This window comes from Sphingomonas astaxanthinifaciens DSM 22298 (assembly GCF_000711715.1).
In the GTDB taxonomy this organism is placed as follows: Bacteria; Pseudomonadota; Alphaproteobacteria; order Sphingomonadales; family Sphingomonadaceae; genus Sphingomicrobium; species Sphingomicrobium astaxanthinifaciens_A.
This window is the reverse complement of the sequence record NZ_JONN01000001.1, coordinates 559,851-573,771: the sequence shown is the minus strand read 5'-3', so window position 1 is coordinate 573,771 and position 13,921 is coordinate 559,851. Positions and strand designations below refer to the sequence as shown.

Here is a 13,921-nt window from a genome sequence, read left to right as displayed (position 1 = left end):
CGTGCTGAGCGAAGTCGAAGCGCGTGGTGCCGGGGCCCTTCGACTTCGCTCAGGGCGAACGACGATGGCGCTAGGAGCTGCGCGCCTTGAACGCCGCCAGCGCGCGTTCGCGCGCTTCCTTGTGGCCAATCAGCGGCTCGGGATAGTCCTTCGGCGCCTTGCCCCGACCCCAGGGATCGTGGATGTCGGCATCGGACAGGTGGGCAAGCTCGGGCACCCACTGCCGGATATAGTCGGCGGCATCGAACTTCTCGCTCTGCGCGAGCGGGGCCATGATCCGGTAGAAGGGCTGGCTGTCGAAGCCGGTCCCCGCGATCCACTGCCAGTTCTGGCTGTTGTTGGCATAATCGGCATCGACCAACGTGTCCCAGAACCATTGCGCGCCGCGCCACCAGTCGATCAGCAGGTGCTTCACGAGGAAGCTCGACGTGACCAGCCGCGCGCGATTGTGCATCCAGCCGCTGACCCACAATTGGCGCATGCCCGCATCGACCAGCGGATAGCCGGTTCGGCCCTTGGTCCACGCCTCGAAATCGGCGTCGGCGGCCTTGCCGTGGCGCGTCCTGAGGCCGAGCGGACGCTGCGACTTCGACCCGATGTCGGGATCGGCGAGCGTCATCGACCGGCTGAAGTCGCGCCAGGCGAGCTCGCGGTGGAACTTGTCCCCGCCCTTGCGGCCGAGCGCATGCCACACCTGCCGCGGGGTGATCTCGCCGTGGTGAAGGTGGGGCGAAAGGCGGCTGGTCGCATCGACCGCGGGAAGGTCGCGTTCCCTCCCGTAATCGCCGGCATGCTCGACAAAGCGCTTCAGCTGCTTCGCCGCGCCGGCCGCGCCCGGCTCCCAGTCGGAAAATCCGCCGGCCCAGTCGGGCTTGGTCGGAAGGAGGTTCCAGTCGTCGAGTTCATCGCTGGCGGGGAGCTTGGCCGGCTTCTCGAGCTTCGGCGCGGGCAGCGGCGGCGCTGGCGGGAAATGGGCATGGAGCGCGCGGTAGAAGGGCCCATAGATCTTGAACGGCTTGCCGCTGCCCGAGCGGATGGCATCGGGCTCGTGAAGGACGTCGCCGTCGTGGAGGATGACGAAGTCGCCATGCTCGCACTCGGCTTCGCGCCACCAGGGCTCATAATGGCGATTGGCATGGATCGCCCCGGCGCCAATCTCCTTCGCAACCTCGGGCACGACCCTCGACGCGCGGCCGCGGCGGAGGATGAGGACCGACCCGCGCTCCTTCAGCTCGGCGGCGAGCGATGCGAGGCTGTGGTGAAGCCACCAGCGCGAGGCGCCGCCGGGCTTCCATTCGCCGGGAGTCTCGTCGTCGAGGACGTAGAGCCCGACCACAGGCCCGCGCTCGGCGGCGGCAGTGAGCGCGAGATGGTCGTGGGTGCGAAGGTCCTGCCGGAACCAGACGAGTTGGGGGGAAGCCATGCCCGCTTGAACGCGGATGCCGGCCGAAGGTCACTATGGCTTTGATGGGGTATCGAGCGGGACCATGAAGCTGGCGGGCGCCCGCGACCGGATCGCGGCGGGCACACGGTCGTCCTCGAAGGCGCGATAGTAACGCTGGTCGGTGAGGAAGGGCCGGCCCGACTGCCGGACGACGATCGGCATCCGCGACCAGTAGAGGAAGGAACGGACGTCGCGACGCTCGTCCTTCGCCTTCAGGAAGACCGGATCGTCGAGGCCGAGCGGCATCTCGGCGGGATCGAGGAGGAGACCGTCGGGGCCGAAGGTGCCCCCGCCCCACGCGCTCGCGCTGCGCCACGCCATGGTCCGCTCCCAGAAGGCGATCGGCGGCGGACTGGCGACGATGAGTTCGGGCTCGATCCCGCGTCGGCGGAGCGCCTCGGCGGTGAGGCGCTCGGCCCGCGCGCTCCACCACAGGTTGCCGGCGATGTAGAGCGCCATGAGGAGGCCGGCGACGATCGCCGGGCGGCCAGGGTGCGCCTGCCCGCGCCGCCAGCGCCGCGACGACAGGACGATCCCGCCGACCAGCAGGATCCAGTAGACGAGGTCGATGATGAAGATGGCGTTGCCCGAGTACCAGCCACGGTCGAACGGCAGATAGAGATTGACCGCATAGGTCGTCAGCCAGTCGAGGAAGGGATGGCTGGCGGTGGCGATCAGTACCGCGAGGAACAGGGGCCCGGCGCGAAAAGGGTCGGTCCCGGGCTTCCGCCACAGCCGGTCGAGCAGCCAGAGCAAGGCGACGGTCGCTCCGGCCATGACCGGAATGGCGAGCAGCGCATGGGTCGGCCCGCGGTGAAAGGCGATGTTGTCGACCGGCAGGATCAGCGGCGCGAAGACGTCGATGTCGGGGGCGTTGGCGCCGAGGATGCAGCCTAGGAGGCCGAAGCGGCTGGCGCGCTTGAGGCCCATCTGCCCGAGCAATCCGCCGGCAAGGCTGTGGGTGAGATTGTCCACTAGCGGGGCGAAGCGAACCAGATGGTGTGGCGCGGGCCCTTGCCGTTGTGGCGGGCGGCGACGACCTGCTCGTCGACCCGGAAGCCGGCCGACTGGAGGGTCTTGGTGAAGCGCGGATCGGCGCCCGCGGACCAGATGGCGAGGAGCCCGCCGCGACGGATGGCGGTGCGAGCGACGGCGAGGCCGCCCGGCTCGTAGAGCCACTGGTTCTGCGCGCGCACCAACGCATCGGGGCCGTTGTCGACATCGAGCAGGATCGCGTCCCAGTCGCCCCTGGCGATCTCGCCGGCCACGTCGCCGTTGACGATCCGGACGCGCGGATCCTCGAGGCAACCCGCGGTCAGGCCGGCCATCGGGCCCTTCGCCCAGTCGATGATCTCGGGCACCAGCTCGGCGACCACGACCTCGGCATCGCGCGGCAGGACGCGGAGCGCGGCGCGCAAGGTGAAGCCCATGCCATAGCCGCCGATCAGCCAGCGCTGCCCCTTGACCGTGCCGAGGCGCTCGGCGGTGAGGGTGGCAAGCGCCTCCTCCGACCCGCTCATCCGGGTCGACATGAGCTCGTCGCGCTCGAGCAGGATCATGTGGTCCGCGCCGCGGCTGTAGAGCCGCATCTCGGGTCCGTTGGGGATCTGGGCGGTGGCGACGAGGGTACGGGGGATCATGGGTGCTCGCTCCGGCGCAGGCCGGAGGCCAATGCACGATTTTCGGGATGATTTGGACCCCGGCCTTCGACCGGGGAAACGCCGATTACTCGGCCCGCGGCTCCTTCTCGACCATCCAGCTCTGCCCCTTGGCGACCAGCGCCTGGAGGTCGGGCTTCTTGCCGGCGGCGACGGTCTCGTTCTGCTGGTGGACCGCGGCCTCGAAGGTGGCGGCGGGATCGTCGTAGAGGACGCCCAAGGCCACCGGATAACCGACCGGCGGCATCTCGATCAGCATGTGGGCGATACCGCGGTTCTTCACATTGTGGACGAGGACCGCCGGATCGTCGCCGTCGACCACCTTCAGCCGCAGCTTGTCGACGTCGAGCGCGATGCCCTTGGCGCCGTTGGCGAACAGCATCTTCTCGCCGTGTTTGAGCCACAGCTGCATGTCGGCGGCATGCTCGCGCGCGGTGAAGGGCGCGAAGACGTCGTCATTGTAGACGACGCAATTCTGGAAGATCTCGACGAAGGCCGCGCCCTGGTGGGCGTGCGCGGCCTTGAGGACGTCGGGCAAATTCTTGTGGACGTCGATCCCGCGCGCGACGAAGCGGGCGCCGGCGCCCAATGCAAAGGCGCAGGGGCGCGTCGGCCGGTCGACCGAGCCGAACGGGGTCGAGGGGCTGCGCGTCCCGACCTGGCTGGTCGGCGAATACTGGCCCTTGGTGAGGCCGTAGATCTCGTTGTTGAACAGCAGCAGCTGGCAATTGAGGTTGCGGCGCAGCAGATGCATCGTGTGGTTGCCGCCGATGCTCAATGCGTCGCCGTCGCCGGTGATGATCCACACGTCGAGCTCGGGATTGGCGAGCTTGACCCCCGTCGCCACCGCCGGCGCGCGGCCGTGGATGGTGTGGAAGCCGTAGGTCTCCATGTAATAAGGAAAGCGGCTCGAGCAGCCGATGCCGGAGACGAACACGGTCTTTTCGCGCGCGACGCCGAGGTCGGGCATGGTCCGCTGCACGGCCTTCAGCACCGCATAATCGCCGCAGCCCGGGCACCAGCGGACCTCCTGGTCGCTCGCCCAGTCCTTGGCGGTGGTCTTCTCGATCGGGGTCAGGTCGTTCATGGTCTCAGCGCCAAAGCAGGATGTAGACGAGCCCCAGGGTCACGATCAGCATCGCGATCAGGGCGCCGGGGTGGAGCGGCTTCATCAGCGCACTTCCGCGGCGTGCGGGTGGCCGGGGTCGTGGCCGCTGTCGGCCTCGGGAAGCTGCGTGCTGTCCGCGCCGAGGTCGCGCGGCGGGCAGCCGGCGAGCGCGTCGCGGATGGCGGCTTCGATCTCGGCGATCTTGAACGGCTGGCCGCTGATCTTGGTGACGCTCTTCGCGTCGACCAGATACTGGTCGCGAAGCACGGTCTTGAACTGGCCGGCGTTCATCTCGGGCACGATCACGCGGTCGAAGCTGTGGAGCAGCTCGCCAAGGTTCTCAGGCAGCGGCCAGATGTGGCGGACGTGGACGTGGGCGACGTCCTCGCCCTTGTCGAGAAGCCGCTTCACCGCCTGGTGGATCGGGCCGAAGGTCGAACCCCAGCCGACCACGCCGACGCGGGCGCCCGCGCGGCCGAGGCTGACTTCCTGGCGCGGGATGTCGCGGGCGATGCCGGCTACCTTGTCGTGCCGCAGCTTGGTCATCTCGGCATGGGCCTGGGGCGAATAGTCGATGTCGCCGGTGCCGGGGCGCTTCTCGATCCCGCCGATGCGGTGGAGGAGGCCGGGGGTGCCCGGCTTGATCCACGGCCGGGCGAGCTTCTCGTCGCGTGCGAAGGGCAGCAGCTTGCCATTCTCGTCGCGCGGCGCGCCCTCGGTGGTCGCGTGGGTCACCGGGAAGGGCTCGTAGCCGCTCATGTCGGGCACGCGCCACGGCTCGGCGGCATTGGCGATATAGCCGTCGGTCAGCAGCATCACCGGGGTCATGTAGCGGACCGCGATGCGGCACGCCTCGATCGCGCAGTCGAAGGCGTCGGCGGGCGAGCGGGCGGCGATGACGGGCATGGGCGCATCACCGTTGCGGCCATAGACCGCCTGATAGAGGTCGCTCTGCTCGGTCTTGGTCGGAAGGCCGGTCGAGGGCCCGCCGCGCTGCGAATTGACGATGACCAGCGGCAGCTCGGTCATGATCGCAAGGCCCATCGCCTCGGTCTTTAGCGCGATGCCCGGACCCGAGGACGAGGTGACGCCAAGGCTGCCGGCATAGCTGGCGCCGATCGCCGAGCAGATGGCCGCGATCTCGTCCTCGGCCTGGAAGGTGGTGATCCCATATTCCTTGAGGCGCGACAGGTGGTGCAGCAGCGCGCTCGCCGGAGTGATCGGATAGCCGCCGAAGAACATCGGCAGGTCGGCGAGCTGGGCGCCAGCGACGAGCCCGAGGCCGAGCGCCTCGGCGCCGGTGACGGTGCGGTAGAGGCCGGGCTCGGCCGGCGCGGCGTCGATATGATGGGGGCGGAAGGCCGCGCCCATCTCGATCGTGTCGCCATAGGCATGGCCGGCGTTCAGCGCGGCGATATTGGCTTCGGCCAGCGTCGGCGCCTTGGCGAACTTGGTCTTGAGCCAGTCGACGATCGGTCCGCGGTCACGGTCGAACATCCACAGCGCAAGGCCGAGCGTCCACATGTTCTTGCAGCGCAGCGCCTCCTTGTTGCCGAGGCCGAAGGGCTTCACCGCATCGAGGGTGAGCTGGCTGATGTTGAACTTGATCAGCTGCCAGCGCGCGAGGCTGCCGTCCTCGAGCGGATTCACCTCATAGCCCGCCTTGGCGAGGTTGCGGGCCGAGAATTCGCCCTCGTCGGCGATGATCATGCCGCCGTCGCGAAGCGCCGCGACGTTCACCTTCAAGGCCGCCGGGTTCATCGCGACGAGCACGTCGGGCTGGTCGCCGGCGGTCTCGATCGAGGCCGAGCCGAAGTTGATCTGGAAGGCCGAGACGCCGAAGGTCGTCCCCTGCGGCGCACGGATCTCGGCCGGGAAATCGGGGAAGGTCGCAAGGTCATTGCCCGCGAGCGCGGTCGAGAGCGTGAACTGGCCGCCGGTCAGCTGCATGCCGTCGCCGGAATCGCCCGCGAAGCGGACGACGACATTCTCGGGGGGCGCATCGCTGTGCGCTTCTTCGGGGGTGAGCAGATGGGTGGCCGTGGCCATGGGAGTCCTGCAAGAGAAAGGAGTTAACGCTCTTCTAGCGCCTTGCTTGGCGAGCGTCACCCTCTCCGCACCGTCATGCTGAACTTGTTTCAGCATCCATGTCCGCGCACGCTGAGGTCGTGGAACGGCAACCCTGCGTCTACATTCTCGCCACCGCCCCGCGCGGAACGCTCTACATTGGCGTCACTTCCGATATCGCCGGGCGCCTGTGGCAGCATCGAAACGGCGTCACGGGCGGTTTCGTGAGCCGTTACAAGGTCATGCGGCTAGTTCGCTTCGAAATGTGCGGCGACATGATCGCGGCGATCGCCCGGGAAAAGCAGCTCAAGCGCTGGCATCGGCAGTGGAAGGTCAATCTCATCTAGAGCGAAAATCCGGACTGGCACGATCTCGCCCCCGGTGCCGGAATTCAGTCCGGACCGGGAGCGGTGCTAGATGGATGCTGAAACAAGTTCAGCATGACGATAGTAGGGGGTCCATGACCGCTCCCTTCGTCCGTCCCGACGTCGCCGCTTTGCTCGAGATCACCAATCGTCCCGGTGCCAAGCGCGCGGCCGATGTCGGGCTCGAGGGCGCGCGTGGGATGATGCATGCCAGCCGCAAGCTGTTCGATGCGGAAGTCGGCGCGCTGGCGGTGATCCGCGATATCGCCGGGGGTCCCTGCCCGATGCGGCTTTACGACGCGCGGGCCGAGCGCGGACCGGGGCCGGCCCTCGTCTTCTATCATGGCGGCGGGTTCGTGATCGGCGACCTCGACACGCACGAGCCGCTCTGCGCCGAAATCGCCCGGCTGATCGATCTGCCGGTGGTCAGCGTCGACTATGCGCTGGCGCCGGAAGCCCCCTTCCCCGCCGGGGTCGAGGATGCCATCGCCGCCGCGCGGTGGATCGGCGGGAGCCCCGCCGAGCTCGGCCGGAGCGCGACCGGGCTGGTCCTCGCGGGCGACAGCGCGGGCGGCAATTTCACCATCGTTACCGCCCTCGCCCTCCGCGACGCGCCGGCCGCGGTGCCGGTGCTTGCGCAATGGGCGATCTACCCGGCCGGCCACCCGACCCGCCATTATCCGAGCCTCGACCTGTTCGGTGAGAACTACCTTCTCAGCCGCGAGAGCATGGCCTGGTTCGACCGCTGCTACCGGCCCGACCCCAAGGACTGGCGCTACGATCCGCTGGCGATCGACCAGGCCGGGCTGCCCCCGACCCTCGTGGTGACGGCGGGCCTCGACCCGATCCGCGACCAGGGCCGGGCCTATGCCGCGGCCTGCGCGGCGGCCGGGGTCGAGACGGTCTATCTCGAGTGCCCGGGCACGATCCACGGCTTCCTCAACCTGCGAAAGGCGCTGCCGAGCGCGCAGGCCGATCTCGAGCGCTGCATCGCCCATCTGAAACTGCTGCTGGAGCATCGCGCATGAGCACCAACGACTATCGCCGCGGGGTCGGCATCATGCTCCTCAACGGAGCGGGCAAGGTCTGGGTCGGACGGCGGATCGACCGCACTGACGAGGCCTGGCAGATGCCGCAGGGCGGGATCGACCCGGGCGAGGAGCCGTGGGACACGGCCCTGCGCGAGCTCGAGGAAGAGACGGGTATTCCCCGCCACCTCGTCGAGCGGGTGTCCGACGCGCCCGAGCGGCTGCGCTATGACCTCCCCGAGGAAATCCGCGGACGGCTATGGGGCGGCAAGTGGAAGGGACAGGAGCAGGACTGGTTCCTGTGCCGCTTCCTCGGCCGCGAGAGCGACGTCGACATCGCCACCAAGCATCCCGAATTCGACGCGTGGAAATGGGTCGATCCGGCCGAACTTCCCGACCTCATCGTCCCCTTCAAGCGCGACCTCTACCGCCAGCTACTCGCCCACTTCCGCGAGCATCTCGGCCTGCCCTGAGCGCTCAGTCCGTCCGGGGGCGCCCTAGCCGGACCGCAAGCGCGATCCACAGCGGAATGGTCACCAGGAACAGCTGCGAGAGCTGCGGCACGACGAGGCTGACCGCCAGGCCCACCACCGAGCCTCCGACCACCCCCCACGGCCGGGCGCGGGTGGCCGCGCGTTCGATCGGGTCGGCCCCCTCGGCGAGGAAGGGCGGGTCGGTCACCTTCCGGATGAGGTGTAGGTTGAGCAGCGCGGTTACCAGCAGGACCAGATTGTAGGTGAAGGTCGGGACGACCGCGCCGAAATTCTCGCTCATGTAGGCGGTCGCGAAGGGCATGAAGGCGACCGCGCACAGCATCGCGAGGTTGGGACCGATCAGGCCGGTCGCATAGTGGCCGACCTGCCCGAAGGCACGGTGATGACCCGTCCAGAAGGCCCCGATCACCCAGAAGCTGACGAAGAAGCCGATGAAATTGGGGATCCGCTGCGCCAGCGCGCGCAGATGCTCGGCACTGTCGGCGCCGTGCGGCAGGTGCGGCACCTCGATCTCGATGACGAGAAGGGTGATGGCGATCGCGAACACCGCGTCGGAGAAGAAGACCAGCCGCTCGAGCAGCGGCGGGTGGTGATGCCCGCCGTGGTGAAATTCCGTCCTCATCGCTGCCCCCTCGCCCTCGCGGCCCCGCGCCAGCGTAGCAAAACCGGCGCGGGGGAAAAGGGAGCGACGGCCTAGGCGGGCTGCTTCGCGCCCATCGCCTCGGCAAGCTTGCGGACCTTGTCGGCGATCTTGGGGTCCTCGGCCCGCTCGGCGGCCTTGGCGGTGGCGGCACCGATGCTCTGGAGCAGGTCGCCGATCTTGCCGCCGTCGGGCGCGTCGGCCTTCAGCGCCTTTTCGAGCCGCTCGAGGTCGCCGGCGAGGCCCTTGGCGCCGGGGAAATCGGCCTTGCAAAGCTCCTCCACCCAGTCGGCGGCAAGCTTGGCACCCTGGGCGGGCGTGGTCTTCTCGATGCCCTTGTCGAAGGCATTTTCGGTGGCGGTGAAACGCTGCGGCATGACTTGCTCCTGTTGATGCACACGGCGGCAAGGCGCCGCCATCCTTCTCAACGAAGCACGCCCGCCCTGGCCGCTACGGGCCATGGGCGGGGCCGGGTCTGCAACGATCAGCCGGCGGGGCTGAGCACCGCGCAGGCAATGCGGTCACCGCTGTTGCCGCTGGGGTCGGTCATGTTGTCGTCTTCGCGGGCGTGGATGACCAGCGCCGAGCCGTCCGCATCGCGAAGGGCGGCGAGGCTGGCGCCGTTCAGCACCACGGTCTCGCGCAAGGTGCCGTTGGCGGCCACCGGCACGTTGGGAAGGTCGCCGCCATGGGGACCGTCGGGGTTCATCGTGCCATGCTTGCGTGATGTCGGATTCCAGTGGCCGCCCGCGGTGGTGAAGCCTGGCGGATCGCAGCGCCCGACGGCGTGGACGTGGAGCCCGTGGCGACCGACGCTGAGGCCATTGGCCTCGACCCGGAAGCTGACCGCGCCGGGCGTCTCCCACATCCGGACGGTCCCGACCGCCTGCCCGCTGGTGCCCACAAGCGGGACGGCAATGGCATTGGACGGCGCGTCCATCGGGGTTGCGCAGCCACCGGCGAGGGCAGCCAGACCAACGAGCCCGAGGCCCGCGACACCAATCAGCTTCGGCATGTTCTTCTCCTCGAGCGCCCAACGCATGGAAACGAAAAAAGGGCGGCCCTCCACGAAGGAGAGCCGCCCAGGATCATTCGGGATGGTTCCCGAAACGCATGATCGTCAGAAGGCCTTGGCGTAGGCCTCGTTGCCGACGAAGCCCATCTTCGAGACGTTGGCCTGCTTGGTCACGACCAGCACCTGGTCGACGAGGTCATAGCGGGCGTTCGGCTCGGGCTGCAGGTGCAGCTCGGGGACGGGGTTCAACTGCTGGGTGACGTCCAGATACTGGCGCAGCTGGACCTGGTTCACGGGCGCGCCGTTCCACAGGATATTGCCAGCGGCGGTCACCACGATCTTGTTCTTGACCGGGTCGATGATCTCCTGCTGCGGGTTGTCGCCCTGCGGGAGGTCAAGCTTCACGGCGTGGGTCTGCGGCGGGATGGTGATGATCAGCATGATGATCAGCACCAGCATCACGTCGATCAATGGAGTCGTATTGATCTCCATCATCGGCTCGCCTTCGGAATTATTCGACGTCGTCTGCATCGCCATGAGGCGTATTCCTTCCTTTACAGGCGCGTCACGGCGGCACCCGGCGGCGGCTCGGAAACGAAGCCGACGCGGGCGAACCCGGCACGCTGCATCTGGAAAATCGTCCCGCCGATGCACTTGTACGGCGTGTTCACGTCACCGCGGATATGCACTTCGGGCATCGTGTCCTCGGTGAGGTTCTCGGCACCGCCGGCCTTCTTCACCGCGTCCTCGAGCTTCTTCACCGCCGTGTCGAGCAGCGCCTGCGAGTCGATCGGCCGCATGCCGAGATAGACTTCGCAGCTGTCGCCCGGACCGCCGCGGACCGTCAGTTCGACGTTCTCCGGCTTGGTCTCACGCACTTCGTAGGCAGTCTTGGGGAGGGCGATCGGAACGCTTTCCACCACCACCGGGACGGCGATGAGGAAGATGATCAGAAGCACCAGCATCACGTCCACGAGGGGCGTGGTGTTGATGTCCGACATCGGGACGTCGTCGCCGTCTTCCTTGCCGACACTCATTGCCATGGGATCAGTCTTCCCTCTTCGTTTCGCAGGTCATCGTGAAGAATGGGGCCGGGCATCAACTTGACGCCCGGCGCCCTGAACGATGGCTTAGCGACGGTCGGTCGTGGTCGTGCCAGCCTGCTGGCCGGTCGAGGTCTGACCGGTGGTCAGCGGCTGGGTACCGGCCGGGGTCGGAGCGGCGGCCGAGCGGGTCTGGGCGTTGGCCGAAACCTTGGCCGAACCGGCATTGGCGGTCACCATCTGCGGCTTAACCTTGCCTTCCGACATGATGTAGCCGTGCAGGTCGTTGGTGAAGGCCGCGAGGTCTTCCATGATCGACTTGTTGCGGCGGATCAGCCAGTTGTAGGCGAGCACGGCCGGAACCGCGACGACCAGGCCGAGCGCGGTCATGATGAGCGCCTCACCGACCGGACCGGCGACCGCCGAGATCGAGGCCTGGCCCGACGAGCCGATCTTGATCAGCGCGCGGTAGATGCCGACGACGGTACCGAACAGACCGATGAACGGCGAGGTCGAACCGACGGTCGCGAGGAAGGCGAGGCCTTCGCCGAGACGGGCGCCGATGCTGCCCTGCGAACGCTGCAGGCTGTTGGCCATCCAGTCGTGCTGGTCGATCGGGTTGGTCAGCTTGCCGTGCTGGTCCTGGGCGACGAGCGCGTCGTCGACAATCGCGCGATAGGCGCTCTTGGCGTCGAGCTTGCCCGAGGCGTCACGCAGGTTCGGCGAATTCCAGAAGCTCGCGCGGACGCTGTTGCCCTGCTTGATGATCTTCTGCTGCTCGAAGAACTTGGTGAACAGGATGTAGAAGGTGCCGACCGACATGATCACCAGGATGGCGAACACGGTCCACGAGATGAGACCACCCTCTTCGAGAGCCTGGAGCAGGCCGTAGGGGTTGTCGCCGGCGGGAGCGGCAGCGGCTGCAGCCATCAGAGAGACGAAAGACATAGTGCGTATCCTTACGTGAATTCGTGATGTTCGGTTGGCTCTGCGTTACTTAGTCTTCCGGCAGCTGCCAGCGGATGCGGGTGCTGACCGAGTCAGAAACCTTGGCGCCCGTGCTGTCCGTGGCCGGGGTGAACCGGGCGCGGGACTTGAGCAGTCGGCAGGCCGTGTTGTCGAGCGAACTGGAACCCGAAGAGCTGGTCACCGTGCAGTTGGTGACGCGACCATCCGGACCCACGTCGAGACGAAGTGCCGTGGTGCCCTGCTGCTCGTTACGGATGGCATCCTGGGGATAGTCGTCCGTGGTGATAAGGCCGGGCAGCGAACCCCTCGCCTTCGCCGGCTGCAGCTTCACGGGCGGCGGCGGCGGGGGCGGCGGCGCAGGCGGAGCCGGCGGCGCGGTCGGGGCGGTCGGCGTGATCACCGGCGGCGGGGCCACGTTGGTCGTGGTCACCGGCGGCGGCGCCGTGTTGGTCCGCACCAGCGGCGGCGGGGACACCACCGGCGGCGGGGTCTCGACCTGCTGCTCCGGCGGCGGGGGCGGCGGTTCCTCGGGCGGGGGCGGTGGCTCCTCCTCCACGTCGAAGGTCTTCAGATCTTCAGCGGCCTTCTTGACGACATTGTACGCAAGGCCGGTGATGATCGCATATCCGAGCAGCACATGCAGCAAGGCGACAATGACGATCGAAACCGTCCTGTTCCCGCTCATCTGCCTGCGATTGGCGTATGACATCCTGCCGCAATTCTCCTCAGGGTGAACCACTCCACCAGATCGAACGCGCAGACGGAAGTCGCTTATTCGAACTGGCAGGCCGACGTATCAACATATCATCGGCGGGGTCGGCGCGCTTCCTTAATGTGGCCTCAATGGCGGCGCAATCATATTGTTCCGACTCTGCAACCGCTTGGATGCGCCGTCACGGTGCCGAACCGGAAAAGCTGGCAAATTCAACACCGACGCTCCGCGCATTCGGGTAGACGTCGGGCTTGGCCGACGCCACCCGCAACGCCCTCACTCCGTCGCGCGCAGCAATCCAGTCGTAGATTTCCCGGATCAGGGTCTCTTGCAAATTGAAACGACGCGCCCCGGCGATTCGCTCGATCTCGAGTTTGACGTGATCGTAGTTCCAGGCGCTCTCCGCGGCGTCGTCGGCCGGGACCGAACAGTCGGTCAACCAGATCTCGACCGTGATCAGGAGGCGCTGGGGCGTGCCGATCTCGAAATCGTGAAAGCCGATGTCGGCCATCACCTCGAGCTGCTCGAGGAAGATCTTGGCGGAACGCACCGCCAGCGCGGGCGGAACCAGTCCGTCGAGGCGCGGCGTGAAAGGGATGATGTCGCTCATGACTGTCCTGGATCGAGATATTGCACATCGCGCGGCAGGCGCCAGAAGCGCTGCCCGCCATCGAGGGTGAGCGTCTCGCCGGTGAGGGTCGGCGAGTCCACCAGAAAGCGCAGGGCGTGAAGCACGTCGGCGGGCTCGACCCCCCGCTGGAGCGGATTGAAGCGGTGCATCGCGTCGAAATTGGCCTGGGTCTGTCCTTCGGAGATCAGCATCAGCGCCGGCGCGATGGCATTCACCCTTATCCCCCTCGCGGCGAGGTCCTGCGCGCTCAGGGTGGTCAGCGCGGCAAGCGCCGCCTTGGACAGGGTGTAGCTCAGGAAATCGGGATTGGGCGCAGCGAGCTTGGCGTCGAGGATGTTGACCACCAGCCGGTCACGTCCCTCCCCCGCCGCCCGCCCGAAGGCGGCCGTGAGCAAGGCCGGGGCGGCGACATTGACCGCCATGTGCGCGGCCAGCTCGTCGGCCGAGAACCGGCTGAGCGTGTCGGGCGCGAAGCGCGCGGCATTGTTGACGAGCAGTGACGGGGCCTGGGCGCAGGCGGCCATGATGGCCTCCGCCGCCCCGTCCCCATCGGCAAGGTCGGCGACGACCTTCAGCGCGCCTTGCGGGACGTCGTCGGTCTCGCGGCGGACATGGGCGACCACGGTCCAGCCGTCGGCAAGCAGTCCCTCGGCGAGGACTCGGCCGACACGCTTGCCCGCGCCGGTGACGATGGCGGTCCTGGTCATCCTTTCGCCTCTAGCGGCGGGCCTTGCGGAAACAAGGCGG

General features: G+C 67.7%; 16 protein-coding genes and 1 pseudogene. 3 read left to right on the top strand and 14 right to left on the bottom strand.

Features of this window, described 5'->3' with window-relative positions; all coding sequences use genetic code 11:
• Positions 1 to 70 precede the first annotated feature (70 nt).
• The 5 genes from BS69_RS0102870 to BS69_RS0102845 form a co-directional block, all read right to left on the bottom strand.
• On the bottom strand, positions 71 to 1,423 hold the full coding sequence (locus BS69_RS0102870; RefSeq protein WP_029940477.1) for a cryptochrome/photolyase family protein: 1,353 nt from the start codon (positions 1,421 to 1,423) through the stop codon (positions 71 to 73).
• Positions 1,424 to 1,456: 33 nt separating this feature from the next.
• On the bottom strand, positions 1,457 to 2,419 hold the full coding sequence (locus BS69_RS0102865; protein ID WP_051676484.1) for a metal-dependent hydrolase: 963 nt from the start codon (positions 2,417 to 2,419) through the stop codon (positions 1,457 to 1,459).
• Entirely contained in the window at positions 2,419 to 3,084 is a 666-nt protein-coding gene (locus BS69_RS0102860; RefSeq protein ID WP_029940475.1) for a spermidine synthase family protein, read from the bottom strand. The genes BS69_RS0102865 and BS69_RS0102860 overlap by 1 nt, the downstream gene beginning before the upstream one ends.
• A gap of 85 nt (positions 3,085 to 3,169) precedes the next feature.
• A complete protein-coding gene (locus BS69_RS0102855; RefSeq protein ID WP_029940474.1) occupies positions 3,170 to 4,189 on the bottom strand; it encodes a 2-oxoacid:ferredoxin oxidoreductase subunit beta in 1,020 nt (339 codons plus the stop codon).
• Between the two features lie 84 nt (positions 4,190 to 4,273).
• Positions 4,274 to 6,259, bottom strand: coding sequence for a 2-oxoacid:acceptor oxidoreductase subunit alpha (locus BS69_RS0102845; RefSeq protein WP_051676483.1), 1,986 nt, complete (start codon positions 6,257 to 6,259; stop codon positions 4,274 to 4,276).
• A 98-nt stretch (positions 6,260 to 6,357) separates the two neighbouring features.
• On the opposite strand from BS69_RS0102845, the pseudogene BS69_RS13050 reads away from it, so the two are divergent.
• The 3 genes and pseudogenes from BS69_RS13050 to BS69_RS0102830 all read left to right on the top strand — a co-directional run bounded on the left by BS69_RS13050 (position 6,358) and on the right by BS69_RS0102830 (position 8,143).
• A pseudogene (locus BS69_RS13050) lies at positions 6,358 to 6,705 on the top strand (GIY-YIG nuclease family protein).
• A gap of 32 nt (positions 6,706 to 6,737) precedes the next feature.
• Positions 6,738 to 7,670: an alpha/beta hydrolase gene (locus tag BS69_RS0102835; RefSeq protein WP_029940472.1), complete on the top strand. Its 933-nt coding sequence runs from the start codon at positions 6,738 to 6,740 to the stop codon at positions 7,668 to 7,670.
• Positions 7,667 to 8,143 (top strand): RNA pyrophosphohydrolase, encoded by a 477-nt coding sequence (locus tag BS69_RS0102830; protein ID WP_029940471.1) that lies wholly within the window; start codon positions 7,667 to 7,669, stop codon positions 8,141 to 8,143. The genes BS69_RS0102835 and BS69_RS0102830 overlap by 4 nt, the downstream gene beginning before the upstream one ends.
• A gap of 4 nt (positions 8,144 to 8,147) precedes the next feature.
• Here BS69_RS0102830 and BS69_RS0102825 read toward each other — a convergent pair whose 3' ends face one another.
• From BS69_RS0102825 to BS69_RS0102785, 9 genes are all read right to left on the bottom strand, one after another.
• A complete protein-coding gene (locus tag BS69_RS0102825) occupies positions 8,148 to 8,786 on the bottom strand; it encodes a TMEM175 family protein (protein ID WP_051676482.1) in 639 nt (212 codons plus the stop codon).
• Positions 8,787 to 8,857: 71 nt separating this feature from the next.
• The gene (locus BS69_RS0102820; RefSeq protein ID WP_051676481.1) at positions 8,858 to 9,181 is read right to left on the bottom strand and encodes a hypothetical protein; all 324 of its coding nucleotides are present in this window, start codon (positions 9,179 to 9,181) and stop codon (positions 8,858 to 8,860) included.
• A gap of 107 nt (positions 9,182 to 9,288) precedes the next feature.
• A complete protein-coding gene (locus tag BS69_RS0102815) occupies positions 9,289 to 9,846 on the bottom strand; it encodes a superoxide dismutase family protein (RefSeq protein ID WP_029940468.1) in 558 nt (185 codons plus the stop codon).
• 78 nt (positions 9,847 to 9,924) lie between these two features.
• A complete protein-coding gene (locus tag BS69_RS0102810) occupies positions 9,925 to 10,350 on the bottom strand; it encodes an ExbD/TolR family protein (protein ID WP_029940467.1) in 426 nt (141 codons plus the stop codon).
• Between the two features lie 23 nt (positions 10,351 to 10,373).
• The gene (locus BS69_RS0102805; RefSeq protein ID WP_029940466.1) at positions 10,374 to 10,862 is read right to left on the bottom strand and encodes an ExbD/TolR family protein; all 489 of its coding nucleotides are present in this window, start codon (positions 10,860 to 10,862) and stop codon (positions 10,374 to 10,376) included.
• A gap of 87 nt (positions 10,863 to 10,949) precedes the next feature.
• A complete protein-coding gene (locus BS69_RS0102800; protein WP_084184230.1) occupies positions 10,950 to 11,792 on the bottom strand; it encodes a MotA/TolQ/ExbB proton channel family protein in 843 nt (280 codons plus the stop codon).
• A 67-nt stretch (positions 11,793 to 11,859) separates the two neighbouring features.
• On the bottom strand, positions 11,860 to 12,540 hold the full coding sequence (locus BS69_RS0102795; RefSeq protein WP_029940464.1) for an energy transducer TonB: 681 nt from the start codon (positions 12,538 to 12,540) through the stop codon (positions 11,860 to 11,862).
• 184 nt (positions 12,541 to 12,724) lie between these two features.
• A complete protein-coding gene (locus BS69_RS0102790) occupies positions 12,725 to 13,153 on the bottom strand; it encodes a dihydroneopterin aldolase (protein WP_029940463.1) in 429 nt (142 codons plus the stop codon).
• Entirely contained in the window at positions 13,150 to 13,881 is a 732-nt protein-coding gene (locus BS69_RS0102785; protein ID WP_029940462.1) for an SDR family oxidoreductase, read from the bottom strand. The genes BS69_RS0102790 and BS69_RS0102785 overlap by 4 nt, the downstream gene beginning before the upstream one ends.
• Positions 13,882 to 13,921: the final 40 nt, after the last annotated feature.

What these genes read in the sequence shown, in the direction of transcription:
- BS69_RS0102870 (WP_029940477.1), bottom strand. Translation starts at nt 1,423, where the DNA reads ATGGCTTCCCCCCAACTCGTCTGGTTCCGGCAGGACCTTCGCACCCAC.
- BS69_RS0102860 (WP_029940475.1), bottom strand. Translation starts at nt 3,084, where the DNA reads ATGATCCCCCGTACCCTCGTCGCCACCGCCCAGATCCCCAACGGACCC.
- BS69_RS0102855 (WP_029940474.1), bottom strand. Translation starts at nt 4,189, where the DNA reads ATGAACGACCTGACCCCGATCGAGAAGACCACCGCCAAGGACTGGGCG.
- BS69_RS0102845 (WP_051676483.1), bottom strand. Translation starts at nt 6,259, where the DNA reads ATGGCCACGGCCACCCATCTGCTCACCCCCGAAGAAGCGCACAGCGAT.
- BS69_RS0102835 (WP_029940472.1), top strand. Translation starts at nt 6,738, where the DNA reads ATGACCGCTCCCTTCGTCCGTCCCGACGTCGCCGCTTTGCTCGAGATC.
- BS69_RS0102830 (WP_029940471.1), top strand. Translation starts at nt 7,667, where the DNA reads ATGAGCACCAACGACTATCGCCGCGGGGTCGGCATCATGCTCCTCAAC.
- BS69_RS0102825 (WP_051676482.1), bottom strand. Translation starts at nt 8,786, where the DNA reads ATGAGGACGGAATTTCACCACGGCGGGCATCACCACCCGCCGCTGCTC.
- BS69_RS0102820 (WP_051676481.1), bottom strand. Translation starts at nt 9,181, where the DNA reads ATGCCGCAGCGTTTCACCGCCACCGAAAATGCCTTCGACAAGGGCATC.
- BS69_RS0102815 (WP_029940468.1), bottom strand. Translation starts at nt 9,846, where the DNA reads ATGCGTTGGGCGCTCGAGGAGAAGAACATGCCGAAGCTGATTGGTGTC.
- BS69_RS0102810 (WP_029940467.1), bottom strand. Translation starts at nt 10,350, where the DNA reads ATGCAGACGACGTCGAATAATTCCGAAGGCGAGCCGATGATGGAGATC.
- BS69_RS0102805 (WP_029940466.1), bottom strand. Translation starts at nt 10,862, where the DNA reads ATGGCAATGAGTGTCGGCAAGGAAGACGGCGACGACGTCCCGATGTCG.
- BS69_RS0102800 (WP_084184230.1), bottom strand. Translation starts at nt 11,792, where the DNA reads ATGGCTGCAGCCGCTGCCGCTCCCGCCGGCGACAACCCCTACGGCCTG.
- BS69_RS0102795 (WP_029940464.1), bottom strand. Translation starts at nt 12,540, where the DNA reads ATGTCATACGCCAATCGCAGGCAGATGAGCGGGAACAGGACGGTTTCG.
- BS69_RS0102790 (WP_029940463.1), bottom strand. Translation starts at nt 13,153, where the DNA reads ATGAGCGACATCATCCCTTTCACGCCGCGCCTCGACGGACTGGTTCCG.
- BS69_RS0102785 (WP_029940462.1), bottom strand. Translation starts at nt 13,881, where the DNA reads ATGACCAGGACCGCCATCGTCACCGGCGCGGGCAAGCGTGTCGGCCGA.